The organism is Rhodococcus sp. NPDC059234, from assembly GCF_042754225.1.
Lineage (GTDB): Bacteria > Actinomycetota > Actinomycetes > Mycobacteriales > Mycobacteriaceae > Rhodococcus_G.
Window position 1 is genome coordinate 1 of sequence record NZ_JBHZAH010000120.1, and the last position, 15,010, is coordinate 15,010.

Below are 15,010 nucleotides of genomic sequence, written 5' to 3' on the forward strand. Positions count from 1 at the left end.
GTACTATCATCCGGCCGGGCCCCCCGGCCACCGCACCGCGTAGGGAGCGAACCATGGCGGGCACCACCCAGCCGTCGGCGATCGACGACATCCTGGCCGAGCACGCCGGCCTCGAACTGCAGCTGTCCGACCCGTCGCTGCACAACGATCCCGCCGCCGCGCGCAGGGTCGGCAAGCGGTTCGCCGAACTCGCGCCGATCATGGCGACCTACACGAAGCTGCAGTCCACGCGCGAGGACCTCGAGGCCGCGCGGGAACTGGCCGCCGACGACGCGAGTTTCGCCGCCGAACTGCCCGAGCTCGAGGCCGCGGTCGCCGAGCTGGACGTCGCCCTGACGGATCTGCTCGCACCGCGCGACCCGCACGACGGCGACGACGTGGTGCTCGAGGTGAAGTCGGGGGAGGGCGGCGAGGAGTCCGCGTTGTTCGCCTCCGACCTGGCACGGATGTACGTCCGCTACGCCGAGCGGCACGGCTGGCGGGTCGAGGTTCTCGACTCCACCATTTCGGATCTCGGCGGCTACAAGGACGCGACCATCTCGATCAAGTCGAAGGGCGACACCCGCGACGGGGTCTGGGCGCGGCTCAAGTTCGAGGGCGGTGTGCACCGCGTGCAGCGGGTGCCGGTGACCGAGTCGCAGGGCCGCGTGCACACCTCCGCGGCCGGGGTGCTCATCTACCCCGAGCCCGAGGAGGTCGAGGAGGTGCAGATCGACGAGACCGATCTGCGGATCGACGTCTACCGCTCGTCGGGCAAGGGCGGTCAGGGCGTCAACACCACCGACTCCGCCGTGCGCATCACGCACCTGCCGACCGGCATCGTCGTCACGTGTCAGAACGAGCGGTCGCAGTTGCAGAACAAGGCGCGCGCCATGCAGGTGCTCGCGGCCCGACTGCAGGCGGCGGCCGAGGAGGCCGCGGACGCGGAGGCATCGGCCGGTCGGCAGAGCCAGGTCCGCACCGTCGACCGCTCCGAGCGGATCCGCACCTACAACTTCCCGGAGAACCGGATCACCGACCACCGGATCGGCTTCAAGGCGCACAACCTCGACGCGGTGCTGGACGGGGACATGGACGCCCTGCTCGATGCACTCGGCAAGTCCGACCGCGAGGCGCGCCTCGCGGCCGAGTGAGCCTCGGCGAACGAGCGTGTGGGCCGAGTGAGCCTCGGCGAACGAGCGTGTGGGCCGAGTGAGCCTCGGCGAACGAGCGTGTGGGCCGAGTAGCCGACAGCACAGTCCCGGTGCCGCCGCGTCGCGGCAACTGTGTCGGTCGGTCGTGGCAGGCTGAGCAGGTGAGCCGACAACCGCTGCGCCTAGCGATCCTCGAAGCGACCCGACTTCTCGAGGAGGCGGGCGTGCACAGTCCGCGCACGGACGCGGAATTGCTCGCCGCCCACGTGGTCGGCGTCGAGCGGACCCGACTCGGGCTCGTGCCGCTCGTCGATCCCGAGGTCATCGAGACCTACCGGGGGTTGGTCGCCCGGCGGGCCGAGCGGATTCCGCTGCAGCACATCACGGGCATTTCCTCGATGGGAGAAATCGACGTCGCGGTCGGACCCGGTGTGTTCGTGCCGCGGCCCGAGACCGAGCTGCTGCTCGCCTGGGCGATCGCGGTTCTCGAGGAGTGTCCGTCGAGGCCGCCCGTCGTGCTGGACCTGTGCACGGGATCGGGAGCTCTGGCTCTCGCCATCGCGCACGCCCGACCCGACGCGCAGGTCCACGCGGTCGAACTCGACCCGAAGGCGCTGTCGTGGGCCCGTCGCAACGCCGACACGCGGGCCCGCGACGGCGACACCGCGATCACCCTCTACCAGGGCGATGTGACCGACCGGACGATCTTGGCGGACCTCGAGGGACGGGTCGACCTGGTGGTGTCGAACCCGCCGTACATCCCGGAAGGGGTCGAACTCGACCGCGAGGTGGCCGAGCACGATCCGGCGGTCGCGCTGTTCGGGGGTCCGGACGGGCTGTCCGTGATCACCCCGATGGTCGCGAACATCGCGCGATGGCTGCGGATCGGTGGCGCCCTGGCGATCGAACACGACGACACCAACGGCGGGCAGGTGGCGGCGCTGCTCCGCGAGCGTCGGGTGTTCGGTGAGGTCGCCGAGCACCCGGACCTCGCGGGTAAGCCACGCTTCGTGGTAGCGCGGCGAGTCGCGACCGAGGCCGAGGCGGCGCGTCGGTAGTTGAGGTGCCTGCGCAGCGAGCGGAATCGCCCGGGTGGAAGGATGGTGGGGTGAGCATCGTCTACGACTGCGGGGATCCGGATACGCGTGCCGCCGGTATCACGGCCGCCACCAATGCACTGAAGGCCGGACGACTGGTGGTGGTTCCCACCGACACGCTGTACGGACTGGCGGCCAATGCCTTCGACGGCGAGGCAGTTGCGAGTCTGCTGCGTGCGAAGGGCCGCGGCCGGGACATGCCGGTACCGGTCCTCGTCGGCTCGTGGAACACGATCGACGGACTCGTGTTCACGGTCCGGCCCGAGGCTCGCGAACTGATCCGTGCGTTCTGGCCCGGCGGTCTGAGTCTCGTTGTGCAGCAGGCGCCGTCGCTCGCCTGGGACCTGGGCGACACCCGCGGGACCGTGATGGTGAGGATGCCGCTGCATCCGGTTGCGCTCGAACTGCTCCGGGAGGTCGGCCCGCTCGCCGTCTCGAGCGCGAACATCTCCGGCCAGCCGCCGGCGTCCACGGTCGAGCAGGCTCGCGACCAGCTCGGTGGATCGGCGAGTGTCTACCTCGACGGTGGTCCCGCCGACCATGCCGTCGCGTCCACGATCGTGGACCTGACCGCCGATCAGCCGCGCATCCTCCGCGAGGGCGCGGTGCCCGCCGCCGCCGTGGCCGAGGTGCTCGGCGTGTCGGTGGAGAGTCTGCTCGGGGGCGGAGCCCAGGGATGACGGCCGACGTGGATGCCGGCTCGGCGCCGGTACCGTCGACGCCGTGATCGCTGCCCACTCCGCGCTGCTGGTGGCCGCGGACGCCCAGGTGAGCCGAGGCGCCGGCGTGCCGCTGCGAGAACTGTTGCTGGTGCTGTTCACCGCGGCGGTCGTGACCTTCCTCGCGACCGGCGGTGTCCGCTTGTTCGCGATCAGGTTCGGGGCGGTGGCGGTACCCCGGGACCGCGACGTGCACGTCCAACCGACCCCGCGCCTCGGCGGCATCGGGATGTACCTGGGATTTGCCGTGGCGCTGCTGTTCGCTCAGCAGCTCCCGGCGCTGACCAGGGGGTTCGAGTACAACACCAAGGACATCCTGGCGGCACTGGTGTCCGGCTTGCTGATCGTGGTGGTCGGCATCGTCGACGATCGTTGGGGTCTGGACGCGCTGACCAAGTTCGTCGGTCAGGTCACCGCGGCCGGGGTGATGGTCGTGATGGGTGTGAGCTGGCTGGTGCTGTACGTGCCGTTCGGCGGCGGCACCACCGTGGTTCTGGACCAGCTGCAGGGCGGACTGTTCACCGTTCTGGTGGCGGTGGTGATGATCAACGCGATGAACTTCGTCGACGGCCTCGACGGGCTTGCCGCCGGCCTCGGCCTGATCGCCTCGGTGGCGGTCTGCGTGTTCTCGGTCGGACTGCTGCACGAGCAGGGCGGCGACGTGAGCGCCTACCCGCCCGCGATGCTCGCGGCGGCCCTGGCGGGCGCGTGTCTGGGTTTTCTGCCGCACAACTTTCAGCCGGCCAGGATCTTCATGGGCGACTCCGGTTCGATGCTGATCGGTCTCATGCTCGCCGCGATCTCGACCAGCGCGTCCGGTCGGATTCCGCTCAACGCCTACGGTTCTCGCGACATGCTCGGTCTGCTCTCGCCGCTGCTGCTGGTCGGTGCGGTGATGTTCATTCCGATCCTCGACCTCCTGCTCGCGGTCGTGCGCCGGACGATGGCCGGACGCAGCCCGTTCGCGCCGGACAAGATGCACCTGCACCATCGGCTGCTGGAGATCGGTCACTCGCATCGTCGCGTGGTGCTGCTCATCTACTTGTGGGTCGGTGTGCTCGCGTTCGGGGCCGTCGGCACCGCCCTGCTGGACCGGCGGCTGGTGGTGTTGCTGGTCGCGGGCGGGCTCGTCTTCGCGCTGGTGGTCACGGCGGTACCGTCGCTGCGCGTGCAGCAGGACCGTGGTCGTGACCGTGACGCGCGGGAGCCCGGCTAGGCTTGCGGACCGTGAGCTTCGAACCCGAACCCGTGCCCGATCAGTCCGCGCCGCTCCGTGCCGCCGTGCGTTACGGAGTTATCGGGCTGATCGCCCTCGCCGTGGTGGGATCGGCGATCGCCGCCGCGGTCGCCGGACTGCCGGGCCTGTGGGGTGCGCTGATCGGTGTCGCCGTCGGCGGCGGGTTCATCCTGTGCACCGGGTTGGCCGTGCTGTTCACCGAGAAGTTGCCGCCGGCGACGTCCGGAGCGGTGCTGCTCGGCAGTTGGTTGCTCAAGATGATCCTCGCGGTCCTGGTGCTCGGGATCCTCAAGGGCATGGACTTCTACAGCAAGAGTGCGCTGGTCATCGTCATGGTTCTGGCCCTGATCATCGTGCTCGGCGCGGAGACGTACGGGCTGCTGCGCGTCAAGGTTCCCTACGTGCAGCCGACCCCGTCGGAGGGTCCGGTCGCCGACCGGAAAGACGACGATCAGTAGTACTACGAACGGTCGTAATCGGTTAAGCAGGGACCCCGTCTACACAACGTCGTAGTTGTGTTGGTAGGGTCATGCCCACGCGAGCGCCGGAACGACGCGAATCAGACAGAGGGTCGCCCGGCAACCGCGCAGGTAACTCCGATCGACAGTGTCGCATGGCCGAAACTGTCCGGCGCGGGGATGCCGAGTCGACGACAGTCCGCCGACACCGACAGACGCAGGGTCTTCGAAGACCCACAGCAGCTGACGAATACGCGAGCCGACCATGTCGACTTGTTAGATCGTCAATGTCCGATCGAACCGCAGGCGATGCCGCCTGCGGCCACGACTACGGGAGAGACCGCTGAGCGTCACCACCCTGGCCGCGGAGTTCCATCCGCCGTCACTTGCAGACTTCTTCCCTCCCGCTGTGCTGTTCGAGGGCACCCCATTCGAGCTCGACCGGCTGATGCTCATCCGCATCCTCATGACGGTCGTCCTGCTCGCGTTCTTCGCCATCGCCATGCGCAGCCCGAAGCTGATTCCGCGCGGAGCGCAGAACGTCGCGGAGATCGGCCTCGGCTTCGTCAAGGACCAGATCGCCGACGAGGTGCTCGGCAAGGAGCAGGGCAAGCGCTTCCTGCCCGTGCTGACCACGATCTTCTTCACGGTCCTGTTCCTGAACTTCTCGAGCGTGATCCCGTTCCTGAACATCTCGTCGAACGCGCGTGTCGGCATGCCGATCGTGCTCGCGGCGCTGGCGTACATCACGTTCAACTACGTGGGCATCAAGAAGTACGGCTTCTTCAAGTACGTCAAGAGCAGCATCGTCGTTCCCGACGTTCCGATCGCGCTGCACGTCCTGCTGATCCCGATCGAGTTCATCTCGACGTTCATCCTGCGGCCGTTCACGCTGACCGTCCGTCTCATGGCCAACATGCTCGCCGGCCACATCATGCTCGTGCTGTTCTTCAGCGCCACCCAGTTCTTCTTCTTCGAGGCAGCCGCCGGAATGAAGGTCTTCGGTGTGTTCTCGCTGGCAGCCGGCTTCGGATTCACCCTCTTCGAGTTGCTGGTGATCTTCCTGCAGGCGTACGTCTTCGCCCTGCTGACCGCCGTGTACATCGACCTGGCGCTCCACGCCGACTCGCACTGACCGCATTACGCACCACACAAACTGACCCTTCCGCCAATCCCCGGCGGTGGGCAACAGAAAGGGAACGGAACACCACATGAGCCTCTCGTACCTGGCACAGGCCGCCGTCGAGCAGACCACCACGGGCAAGGGCTACGGCGCCATCGGTTACGGTCTCGCCGCCATCGGCCCCGGCATCGGCGTGGGCATCGTCGTCGGTAAGGCCATCGAGGGCATCGCTCGTCAGCCCGAGCTGGCCGGCCAGATCCGGACCAACATGTTCCTCGGTATCGCGTTCACCGAGGCCCTCGCGCTGATCGGCCTTGTCGCCGGCTTCATTTTCTGATCTCGCCATGTCGAACATTGCAGTGATCGCGGCCTCGGAGGGGGAGACGATCAATCCTCTCGTCCCCGAGACCTACGACATCGTGTGGTCGGCGGTCTGTGTCATCGTCATCGGTTTCGTCTTCTGGAAGTACATCCTTCCGAAGTTCCAGCAGGTGCTGGCCGATCGCTCCGACCAGATCGAAGGCGGCATCAAGCGTGCCGAAGAGGCCCAGGCCGAGGCCAAGGAGACGCTGGAGCAGTACCGTGCCCAGCTCGCCGAGGCTCGTACCGAGGCCGCGGCCATCCGCGAGGATGCCCGCACCCAGGGTCAGCAGATCATCTCCGAGATGAAGGTGCAGGCCCAGGAGGAAAGCGACCGCATCGTGGCGGCAGGCAGCAACCAGCTCGCCGCACAGCGTCAGCAGATCGTCGCCGAACTCCGCAGCGATCTCGGCCGCACCGCGGTCGACCTCGCCGAGAAGGTCATCGGGGAGTCTCTCGCCGACGACGTGAAGCGGGCGGGCACCATCGACCGTTTCCTCGGTGAACTGGACGCCGTCAGCGCTGACTCCGCAGCAGGGAAGTGAGCACCATGTACGCAGCAAGCCGTGAGGCGCTCGCTCACACGAGGAGCGCCCTGGAATCGGCGTTGGCCGGAGTCTCGGCCGGCGCGGCAACCGCGGCTGCGGCACAGACCGGCGCCGAGCTGTTCACGGCGGTCGAGGTTCTCGACGGTCAGCGCACGCTCCGCGCCGCGCTGGCCGATCCCTCGGCCCCCGCGTCCGTTCGAGAGGCGCTGGCCGGACAGGTGTTCTCGGCCAAGGTCTCGGCCGAGACGCTGGCGACGCTGACGGCTGCGGCGGGCCAGGACTGGTCGAGCTCCGCGGACCTGCGCAACTCGCTGGTGCTGCTGGGCCGGGAGTCGCTGCTGCGCGCAGCCGACGACCAGAACCAGCTCGACACCGTCGAGGACGAGCTGTTCCGGCTCGGTCGCATCGTGGCGGGCAACTCCGAGCTCGAGCAGGCCCTTTCGGACCGTGCCCGGCCGAGTTCCGCCAAGCGCGAGCTGCTGTCCAAGCTGCTGTACGGCAAGGTCACGGCGGTTTCCGAGGCGTTGGCCAACCAGGCCGTCGGCCGGCTGAACACCGCTCCGGCGGACGCGTTCAACGAGCTGTCGGAACTGGCCGCGGCCCGGCGCGACAAGGCGGTCGCACACGTGCGCAGCGCCTCGCCGCTCTCGGACGCGCAGGCTGAGCGGCTTGCCGCGACCCTCTCCCGGACCTACGGGAAGCCGGTCACCGTGCACGTGGAGGTCGATCCCGAGCTCCTGAGCGGCCTCGTGGTCCGCGTCGGTGACGAGGTCATCGACGGTAGCGCCGCGGGACGACTCGCGTCGCTCCGCAAGACCCTCAAGTAGCCGGGGCCACCCGCTGCGGCGAGCAGCACCCCTCCAGATTCATTCGAAGACCAGATACCGAGAGCAGGAAGAACATGGCGGAGCTGACGATCTCCTCCGACGAGATCCGTAGCGCGATTGAGAACTACACCGCGAGCTACTCCCCGGAGGCCTCCCGCGAGGAGGTCGGAGCGGTGTCCGACACCAGTGACGGCATTGCGCACGTCACCGGCCTGCCTTCGGCGATGGCCAACGAGCTCCTGGAGTTCCCCGGCGGCGTCCTCGGCGTGGCGTTGAACCTCGACGCCACCGAGATCGGTGCCGTCATCCTGGGTGACTACGAGCACATCGAGGAGGGCCAGCAGGTCAAGCGGACCGGCGACGTCCTGTCCGTGCCCGTCGGCGACGGCTTCCTCGGCCGCGTCGTGAACCCGCTGGGCCAGCCGATCGACGGCCTCGGCGACATCGAGAGCACCGAGAACCGCGCCCTCGAGCTGCAGGCCGCGACCGTGCTGGAGCGCCAGCCGGTCGAGGAGCCGCTGCAGACCGGCATCAAGGCCATCGACGCGATGACCCCGATCGGCCGCGGACAGCGCCAGCTGGTGATCGGCGACCGCAAGACCGGCAAGACCGCGGTCTGCGTCGACGCCATCCTGAACCAGAAGGCGAACTGGGCGACCGGCGACCCGACGCAGCAGGTTCGCTGCATCTACGTCGCGATCGGCCAGAAGGGCTCCACCATCGCCGGCGTCAAGCAGGCGCTCGAGGAGCAGGGCGCGATGGAGTACACCACCATCGTCGCCGCCCCGGCCTCCGATTCGGCCGGCTTCAAGTGGCTCGCCCCGTACACCGGCTCGGCCATCGGCCAGCACTGGATGTACCAGGGCAAGCACGTCCTCATCGTGTTCGACGACCTGACCAAGCAGGCCGAGGCGTACCGCGCCATCTCGCTGCTGCTGCGTCGCCCGCCGGGACGCGAGGCCTACCCCGGTGACGTCTTCTACTTGCATTCCCGTCTGCTGGAGCGCTCGGCGAAGCTGTCCGACGCCCTCGGTGGCGGCTCGCTCACCGCGCTGCCGATCATCGAGACGAAGGCCAACGACGTCTCGGCCTACATCCCGACCAACGTCATCTCCATCACCGACGGTCAGGTGTTCCTCGAGTCCGACCTGTTCAACAAGGGCATCCGCCCCGCGATCAACGTCGGTATCTCGGTTTCCCGAGTCGGTGGCGCCGCGCAGACCAAGGGTATGAAGAAGGTCTCCGGTTCGCTCCGTCTCGAGCTCGCCCAGTTCCGTGAGCTGGAGGCCTTCTCGGCCTTCGCCTCCGACCTGGACGACGCCTCGAAGGCTCAGCTCGAGCGCGGCCAGCGTCTGGTCGAGCTGCTCAAGCAGGACCAGTACAGCCCGATCGCGGTCGAGGACCAGATCATCTCGATCTACCTGGCCGGCGAGGGTGTCTTCGACTCGGTGCCCGTCGGCGACGTGCGTCGTTTCGAGTCCGAGCTGCTCGAGGACCTGCACCGCAACGCGGCAGGCGTCTACGAGGCGATCAAGGGCGGCAAGGCCCTCGACGCGGATTCGACCGCGGCCCTCGTGGCAGCGACCGACAAGTTCAAGCAGGGCTTCCTCGCCTCCGACGGCAGCCGCGTCGTCAACGAGGCCGCGGCGACCGCTCTCGGTGCCGACGAGGTCAGCCAGGAGCAGGTTTCCGTCACTCGCAAGCACGTCAGCAAGTGAGCGTGACGGCCGTGACGGATTCTCGTGGGAAGGGAGTGTGACTGAGTAGATGGCTAGCCTGCGCGAACTGCGCTCACGTATCAAGTCAGTCAACTCGACCAAGAAGATCACCAAGGCGCAGGAGCTGATTGCCACCTCCCGCATCACCAAGGCGCAGATTCGGGTTGCGGCGTCCAAGCCGTACGCCGAGGAGATCACCAAGGTGCTCTCCGCGCTGGCGAGCGCCTCGGGGTCACTCGACCATCCGCTCCTCAACGAGCGCCCGAACCCGAAGCGTGCCGCCGTGCTCGTGGTCACCAGTGACCGCGGCATGTGTGGCGGGTACAACTCCAACGTCCTCAAGGAGGCGGAGGAGCTGTTCGCGCTGCTGCGCAGCGAGGGCAAGGAGCCGGTGCTGTACGTGCTCGGCGCGAAGGGCCTGACCTACTACACCTTCCGTGACCGCGACCTCAAGGGCGCGTGGACCGGGTTCTCTCAGGACCCCGGCTACGCGGACGCCGCGAGGGCGAGCCGGCACCTGGTGGAGCTGTTCATGGCCGGGTCCGGCAACGAGGTGCCGACCTACAACGGTGAGGGCACCATCGAGGGCGTCGACGAGCTGCACATCGTCTACACGAAGTTCGTGTCGATGCTGACGCAGTCTCCCGAGGTCCGCCGGATGGCTCCGCTCGAGGTCGCCTACAAGGACGAGAACTTCGAGTTGGGCGAGGACATGCTCACCGACTCGAACGGTGCTGCGCCGACGGCTCAGTACGACTTCGAGCCTGAGGCCGGGACGTTGCTGTCGGCGCTGCTGCCGAAGTACATCAACACCCGGATCTACTCCTCGCTGCTGGAAGCCGCGGCATCGGAGTCGGCCTCGCGCCGTACCGCCATGAAGGCGGCGACGGACAACGCAAACGAGCTGGTGAACACCCTGAGCCGTCAGGCCAACCAGGTGCGCCAGGCCCAGATCACCCAGGAAATCAGCGAGATCGTCGGTGGCGCGAATGCGCTCGCCTCGAGCGCAGGAAGTGACTAGCACATGACCGCAGCAGTAACCCAAACCAACGCGAACGGTGCGGCCGCCACGGCCGGCCGCGTCGTGCGGGTCATCGGTCCCGTTGTGGACGTTGAGTTCCCGCGTGGCGCCGTTCCCGCCCTGTTCAACGCGCTGAACGCAGAGGTCACTCTGCCGACCGTCGCGAAGACCCTGACCCTCGAGGTCGCGCAGCACCTCGGTGACAACCTGGTGCGCACCATTTCGATGCAGCCCACCGACGGCCTGGTGCGCGGCACCGCGGTCGTCGACTCGGGCAAGCCGATCTCGGTTCCCGTCGGTGACGTCGTCAAGGGCCACGTGTTCAACGCCCTCGGTGACTGCCTCGACACCCCGGGCCTCGGTCGCGACGGCGAGCAGTGGGGCATCCACCGCAAGCCCCCCGCCTTCGACCAGCTCGAGGGCAAGACCGAGATCCTCGAGACCGGCATCAAGGTCATCGACCTGCTGACCCCCTACGTCAAGGGCGGCAAGATCGGTCTGTTCGGTGGTGCCGGCGTCGGCAAGACCGTTCTGATCCAGGAGATGATCACCCGTATCGCCCGTGAGTTCTCCGGAACCTCGGTGTTCGCGGGCGTCGGTGAGCGCACCCGTGAGGGCACCGACCTCCACCTCGAGATGGAAGAGATGGGCGTCCTCCAGGACACCGCCCTTGTCTTCGGTCAGATGGACGAGCCGCCGGGAACGCGTATGCGCGTCGCCCTGTCGGCGCTGACCATGGCGGAGTACTTCCGCGATGTGCAGAACCAGGACGTGCTGCTCTTCATCGACAACATCTTCCGCTTCACCCAGGCCGGTTCCGAGGTCTCGACCCTGCTGGGTCGTATGCCCTCCGCCGTGGGTTACCAGCCGACGCTGGCGGACGAGATGGGTGAGCTCCAGGAGCGCATCACCTCGACCCGTGGCCGCTCGATCACCTCGCTGCAGGCGATCTACGTGCCCGCCGACGACTACACCGACCCGGCGCCCGCCACCACGTTCGCGCACCTCGATGCGACCACCGAGCTCTCGCGTCCGATTTCGCAGATGGGTATCTACCCCGCTGTGGACCCGCTGACGTCGACCTCGCGCATCCTGGAGCCCGGCATCGTCGGTGCCGAGCACTTCCGCGTCGCCAACGAGGTCAAGCGGATCCTGCAGAAGTACAAGGAACTGCAGGACATCATCGCCATCCTCGGTATGGACGAGCTGCAGGAAGAGGACAAGATCCTCGTCGGCCGCGCGCGTCGCATCCAGAAGTTCCTCGGCCAGAACTTCATCGTCGCCGAGAAGTTCACCGGTGAGGCCGGCTCCGTGGTGCCGCTGCGCGACACCATCGAGGCGTTCGACCGCGTCTGCAAGGGCGAGTTCGACCACCTGCCCGAGCAGGCGTTCAACAGCTGCGGTGGACTCGACGACGTCGAGGCCGCTGCCAAGAAGATCGCAGGGAAGTAGTCGACCATGGCTGAGATGACCGTTGAGCTCGTCGCCGTCGAGCGGCGGCTGTGGTCGGGCACGGCGACACTCGTCAGCGCCCAGACCACCGAGGGCGAGATCGGCATCATGTACGGACATGAGCCGGTCCTCGGTCAGCTGGTCGACGCGGGTGTCGTGGCCATCACCACCACCGACGGCGAGCGTGTCGTCGCGGCGGTGCACGGTGGCTTCCTCTCCGTGACCGGCACGTCGGTGACCGTCCTGGCCGAGTCCGCGGACTTCGCCGGCGACATCGACGTCGACGCCGCCAAGGCAGTGCTCGCCGACACCACCGCAGAGGACGAGGCGATCGCGATCGCCAAGGGTCAGCTGCGCGCGGTCGAGCGGGCCTGACAGGTACACACGAGAAGCCGCGACGAGGGCCGACGAGTAGTGACTGCTGGAGTGATCGTTCTCTTCATTCTGGTTGTGCTGCTCGCGGCCCTCGTCGCGGCTTTCGTGTATCGGTTGTCGGTGCTGCGTCGCGGCGGAACGGCGGCGATCATGCGTTCGACCCCTGCAGCGGCAGGGCAGGGCTGGCGCCACGGCATCATTCGCTACGGCGAGGAGTCGCTGGTCTTCTTCAAGCTCTCGAGCCTGCGGCCCGGTCCCGATTCACGGGTTTCACGCCAGGGCGTCGAGCTGGGCGACCGCCGGTCCCCGCAGGACACCGAGTTCGACATCATGACCGACGACATCGTGATCGTGTCCGTCAGCGACGGCGACCACGGCTACGAGTTCGCGCTCGACCGCGGCGCGCTGACCGCGTTCCTGTCCTGGGTCGAGTCCCGCCCCTCCGGGCGGTCGATGCGTGGCCGTCCGGCCTGATCGGCCTCGCCCTTCACAACAGAACCCCGACCGGTGCGGTCGGGGTTCTCGTCGTTTCGGGGTCGTTCAGTTGCCGGGCGCGGTCTCGCTCCCGCCCGCGCCGGGACGCCAGAGCACGTCCCCGTCCGGGTTGGCGAACCGGCCGAGGATGAACAGCAGGTCCGACAGCCTATTGAGGTACTTCGCCGGCAGGACGTTGGTGTCGGCGGGGCTCGACTCCACCGCGGCCCAGGCCGATCGTTCCGCGCGGCGGGTGACGGTGCGGGCCACGTGCAGCAGCGCACCGAGCGGGGTGCCGCCGGGCAGGATGAACGAGCTCAGCGGGGTCAGGTTCTCGTTGAACTCGTCGCACCAGCGCTCGAGCCGCTCGACATACGACGGCGAGACCCGGAGCGGGGGATACTCCGGATCCTCGACCACGGGGGTCGACAGGTCGGCGCCGGCGTCGAAGAGGTCGTTCTGGATCTGGCGCAGCACCGAGCGCACCGCCTCGTCCGGCGCTCCCAGCGCGAGTGCCACGCCGATCGCGGCATTCGCCTCGTCGCAGTCCGCGTAGGCGATCAGCCGCGGGTCGTTCTTCGATACCCGCGAGAAGTCGCTCAATCCGGTCGTTCCGTCGTCGCCGGTACGGGTGTATATGCGGGTCAGGTGGACTGCCATGGGTGTCACGCTACCGCCGCGGCGAGCGCGGCTAGGCTGTGCGACTGTGAATGAACGCTTTCTTGTCACCGGCGGCAACCGGCTGGCGGGTGAGGTCTCGGTCGGTGGCGCGAAGAACAGCGTCCTCAAGCTGATGGCGGCAGCGCTGTTGGCCGAGGGTACGAGCACCATCACCAACTGCCCGGACATCCTGGACGTGCCGCTCATGGCCGAGGTGCTGCGTGGTCTCGGCTGCGAGGTCGACCTGGTCGGCGACGAGGTGCGGATCACGACCCCGGCCGAGCCCAAGTACCACGCGGATTTCCCGGCGGTGACCCAGTTCCGTGCCTCGGTGTGTGTGCTCGGACCGCTGGTGGCGCGGTGCAGGCGTGCGGTGGTCGCGTTGCCCGGCGGGGACGCGATCGGATCACGGCCCCTCGACATGCACCAGTCGGGCCTCGAGCTGCTCGGAGCGCGGAGCGAGATCCAGCACGGCTGTGTCGTCGCGGACGCCGACGACCTGCACGGCGCGAGCATCCGCCTCGCTTTCCCGTCGGTGGGGGCGACCGAGAACATCCTGATGGCGGCGGTGCTCGCCAAGGGCGAGACGGTGATCGACAACGCGGCGCGCGAACCCGACATCGTCGACCTGTGCAACATGCTGGTCCGCATGGGCGCGGAGATCGAGGGCGCCGGCACGTCGACGCTGACCATCCGCGGTGTGAAGAGTCTGCGCCCGACCACGCACCGGGTGATCGGCGACCGGATCGTCGCGGCGACCTGGGGGATCGCTGCCGCGATGACGCGCGGCGACGTGACGGTGCGCGGGGTGAACCCGAAGCACCTGACGCTGGTCCTGGACAAGCTCCGTGCCGCGGGGTCTCAGGTGACTACGCAGGCGGACGGCTTCCGGGTGGTGCAGTCGTCCCGGCCGGTCGCCGTCAACTTCGCGACCCTGCCCTTCCCCGGTTTCCCCACGGACCTGCAGCCGATGGCGATCGGGCTCGCCGCCGTCGCCGACGGAACGTCGATGATCACCGAGAACGTCTTCGAGGCGCGGTTCCGGTTCGTCGAGGAGATGATCCGGCTGGGTGCGGATGCCCGGACCGACGGCCACCACGCGGTGGTGCGGGGGATTCCCCGGTTGTCGAGTGCGCCGGTGTGGTCGTCGGACATTCGGGCCGGCGCGGGCCTGGTGCTCGCGGGCCTGGTCGCGGACGGGACTACGGAGGTGCACGACGTGTTCCACATCGATCGCGGTTACCCGCGTTTCGTCGAGAACCTGAGCGACCTCGGTGGCGACATCGTGCGTGTACCGGCAACCGCCTGATCAGGCCAGATCGTTGAAGGGCATCCCGCTTCGGGCGGGGTGCCCTTCAGTCGTTTCCGGGGCGGACGACGGTAGGTGTCGGGCGTCACAGTGGGCGAATTTCGAAGTTCTGCGTCGTTTTCAGTCGGCGACACCGGCGTCTACCTGGGCCTTTGTCGGAGCCACCCCGCTCTGACCTGGCGATTTGCCTCCGCATTCATCGCCGCGTAACTTTTGTCGAGTCAGAGCGACACGGACACCGACCCGGCCGAGAGGCGCGGGACACGAGGTTGGACGAAGGCGCCTGAATCTCCCAGACTGCGACCCCGGGTTTGCGCCCGGCGATCAGATGGGTTAGGCTGGAACAGTTGCCCCGAAGAGGCCGAGAACACAACTTTTGGAACCTCAAGAGTCTCGTCCGATCCGGTGTGTGCGTGTTCTTTGAGAACTCAACAGTGTGCCGATGAATGTCAGTGCCAAATGTTTTTGGTACTCCACTCCACTTTTTGTGGGTGGGTAT

General features: G+C 67.7%; 16 protein-coding genes. 15 read left to right on the forward strand and 1 reads right to left on the reverse strand.

Features of this window, described 5'->3' with window-relative positions; all coding sequences use genetic code 11:
- Positions 1 to 53 precede the first annotated feature (53 nt).
- From prfA to ACFXGJ_RS20530, 14 genes are all read left to right on the forward strand, one after another.
- The gene (prfA, locus tag ACFXGJ_RS20465) at positions 54 to 1,133 is read left to right on the forward strand and encodes a peptide chain release factor 1 (protein ID WP_378623907.1); all 1,080 of its coding nucleotides are present in this window, start codon (positions 54 to 56) and stop codon (positions 1,131 to 1,133) included.
- Positions 1,134 to 1,294: 161 nt separating this feature from the next.
- Complete coding sequence (gene prmC / locus ACFXGJ_RS20470) at positions 1,295 to 2,191, forward strand: peptide chain release factor N(5)-glutamine methyltransferase (protein ID WP_378623909.1); 897 nt, start codon at positions 1,295 to 1,297, stop codon at positions 2,189 to 2,191.
- A 50-nt stretch (positions 2,192 to 2,241) separates the two neighbouring features.
- Positions 2,242 to 2,910: an L-threonylcarbamoyladenylate synthase gene (locus tag ACFXGJ_RS20475; protein ID WP_378623912.1), complete on the forward strand. Its 669-nt coding sequence runs from the start codon at positions 2,242 to 2,244 to the stop codon at positions 2,908 to 2,910.
- A gap of 43 nt (positions 2,911 to 2,953) precedes the next feature.
- The gene (locus ACFXGJ_RS20480) at positions 2,954 to 4,165 is read left to right on the forward strand and encodes a glycosyltransferase family 4 protein (protein ID WP_378623915.1); all 1,212 of its coding nucleotides are present in this window, start codon (positions 2,954 to 2,956) and stop codon (positions 4,163 to 4,165) included.
- 2 nt (positions 4,166 to 4,167) lie between these two features.
- Complete coding sequence (locus ACFXGJ_RS20485; RefSeq protein ID WP_378623917.1) at positions 4,168 to 4,644, forward strand: hypothetical protein; 477 nt, start codon at positions 4,168 to 4,170, stop codon at positions 4,642 to 4,644.
- A gap of 409 nt (positions 4,645 to 5,053) precedes the next feature.
- Positions 5,054 to 5,779 carry a F0F1 ATP synthase subunit A gene (gene atpB, locus ACFXGJ_RS20490; RefSeq protein ID WP_378623920.1) on the forward strand — a complete coding sequence of 242 codons (726 nt, stop codon included), beginning with the start codon at positions 5,054 to 5,056 and terminating at the stop codon, positions 5,777 to 5,779.
- 76 nt (positions 5,780 to 5,855) lie between these two features.
- A complete protein-coding gene (locus ACFXGJ_RS20495) occupies positions 5,856 to 6,104 on the forward strand; it encodes an ATP synthase F0 subunit C (protein WP_072846400.1) in 249 nt (82 codons plus the stop codon).
- Positions 6,105 to 6,111: 7 nt separating this feature from the next.
- On the forward strand, positions 6,112 to 6,672 hold the full coding sequence (locus ACFXGJ_RS20500; RefSeq protein ID WP_378623922.1) for a F0F1 ATP synthase subunit B: 561 nt from the start codon (positions 6,112 to 6,114) through the stop codon (positions 6,670 to 6,672).
- A 5-nt stretch (positions 6,673 to 6,677) separates the two neighbouring features.
- Positions 6,678 to 7,502: a F0F1 ATP synthase subunit delta gene (locus ACFXGJ_RS20505; protein WP_378623923.1), complete on the forward strand. Its 825-nt coding sequence runs from the start codon at positions 6,678 to 6,680 to the stop codon at positions 7,500 to 7,502.
- 74 nt (positions 7,503 to 7,576) lie between these two features.
- Positions 7,577 to 9,220, forward strand: coding sequence for a F0F1 ATP synthase subunit alpha (atpA, locus tag ACFXGJ_RS20510; protein ID WP_378623925.1), 1,644 nt, complete (start codon positions 7,577 to 7,579; stop codon positions 9,218 to 9,220).
- 49 nt (positions 9,221 to 9,269) lie between these two features.
- A complete protein-coding gene (locus ACFXGJ_RS20515) occupies positions 9,270 to 10,241 on the forward strand; it encodes a F0F1 ATP synthase subunit gamma (protein WP_378623928.1) in 972 nt (323 codons plus the stop codon).
- Positions 10,242 to 10,244: 3 nt separating this feature from the next.
- Positions 10,245 to 11,693, forward strand: a complete 1,449-nt coding sequence (gene atpD, locus ACFXGJ_RS20520) for a F0F1 ATP synthase subunit beta (protein ID WP_378623931.1) — start codon at positions 10,245 to 10,247, stop codon at positions 11,691 to 11,693.
- 6 nt (positions 11,694 to 11,699) lie between these two features.
- On the forward strand, positions 11,700 to 12,068 hold the full coding sequence (locus ACFXGJ_RS20525; RefSeq protein WP_378623934.1) for a F0F1 ATP synthase subunit epsilon: 369 nt from the start codon (positions 11,700 to 11,702) through the stop codon (positions 12,066 to 12,068).
- A gap of 39 nt (positions 12,069 to 12,107) precedes the next feature.
- On the forward strand, positions 12,108 to 12,542 hold the full coding sequence (locus tag ACFXGJ_RS20530) for a DUF2550 domain-containing protein (protein WP_378623936.1): 435 nt from the start codon (positions 12,108 to 12,110) through the stop codon (positions 12,540 to 12,542).
- Between the two features lie 66 nt (positions 12,543 to 12,608).
- Here ACFXGJ_RS20530 and ACFXGJ_RS20535 read toward each other — a convergent pair whose 3' ends face one another.
- A complete protein-coding gene (locus ACFXGJ_RS20535) occupies positions 12,609 to 13,202 on the reverse strand; it encodes a cob(I)yrinic acid a,c-diamide adenosyltransferase (RefSeq protein WP_378623939.1) in 594 nt (197 codons plus the stop codon).
- Between the two features lie 46 nt (positions 13,203 to 13,248).
- Between ACFXGJ_RS20535 and murA the strand changes: the two genes are divergently transcribed.
- Complete coding sequence (gene murA, locus ACFXGJ_RS20540; RefSeq protein WP_378623941.1) at positions 13,249 to 14,511, forward strand: UDP-N-acetylglucosamine 1-carboxyvinyltransferase; 1,263 nt, start codon at positions 13,249 to 13,251, stop codon at positions 14,509 to 14,511.
- The last annotated feature ends 499 nt before the right edge of the window (positions 14,512 to 15,010 follow it).

Excerpts from the sequence above, each read along its gene's own strand:
- prfA (WP_378623907.1), top strand. The coding sequence starts at position 54 with ATGGCGGGCACCACCCAGCCGTCGGCGATCGACGACATCCTGGCCGAG.
- ACFXGJ_RS20495 (WP_072846400.1), top strand. The coding sequence starts at position 5,856 with ATGAGCCTCTCGTACCTGGCACAGGCCGCCGTCGAGCAGACCACCACG.
- ACFXGJ_RS20500 (WP_378623922.1), top strand. The coding sequence starts at position 6,112 with ATGTCGAACATTGCAGTGATCGCGGCCTCGGAGGGGGAGACGATCAAT.
- ACFXGJ_RS20505 (WP_378623923.1), top strand. The coding sequence starts at position 6,678 with ATGTACGCAGCAAGCCGTGAGGCGCTCGCTCACACGAGGAGCGCCCTG.
- atpA (WP_378623925.1), top strand. The coding sequence starts at position 7,577 with ATGGCGGAGCTGACGATCTCCTCCGACGAGATCCGTAGCGCGATTGAG.
- ACFXGJ_RS20515 (WP_378623928.1), top strand. The coding sequence starts at position 9,270 with ATGGCTAGCCTGCGCGAACTGCGCTCACGTATCAAGTCAGTCAACTCG.
- atpD (WP_378623931.1), top strand. The coding sequence starts at position 10,245 with ATGACCGCAGCAGTAACCCAAACCAACGCGAACGGTGCGGCCGCCACG.
- ACFXGJ_RS20525 (WP_378623934.1), top strand. The coding sequence starts at position 11,700 with ATGGCTGAGATGACCGTTGAGCTCGTCGCCGTCGAGCGGCGGCTGTGG.
- ACFXGJ_RS20535 (WP_378623939.1), bottom strand. The coding sequence starts at position 13,202 with ATGGCAGTCCACCTGACCCGCATATACACCCGTACCGGCGACGACGGA.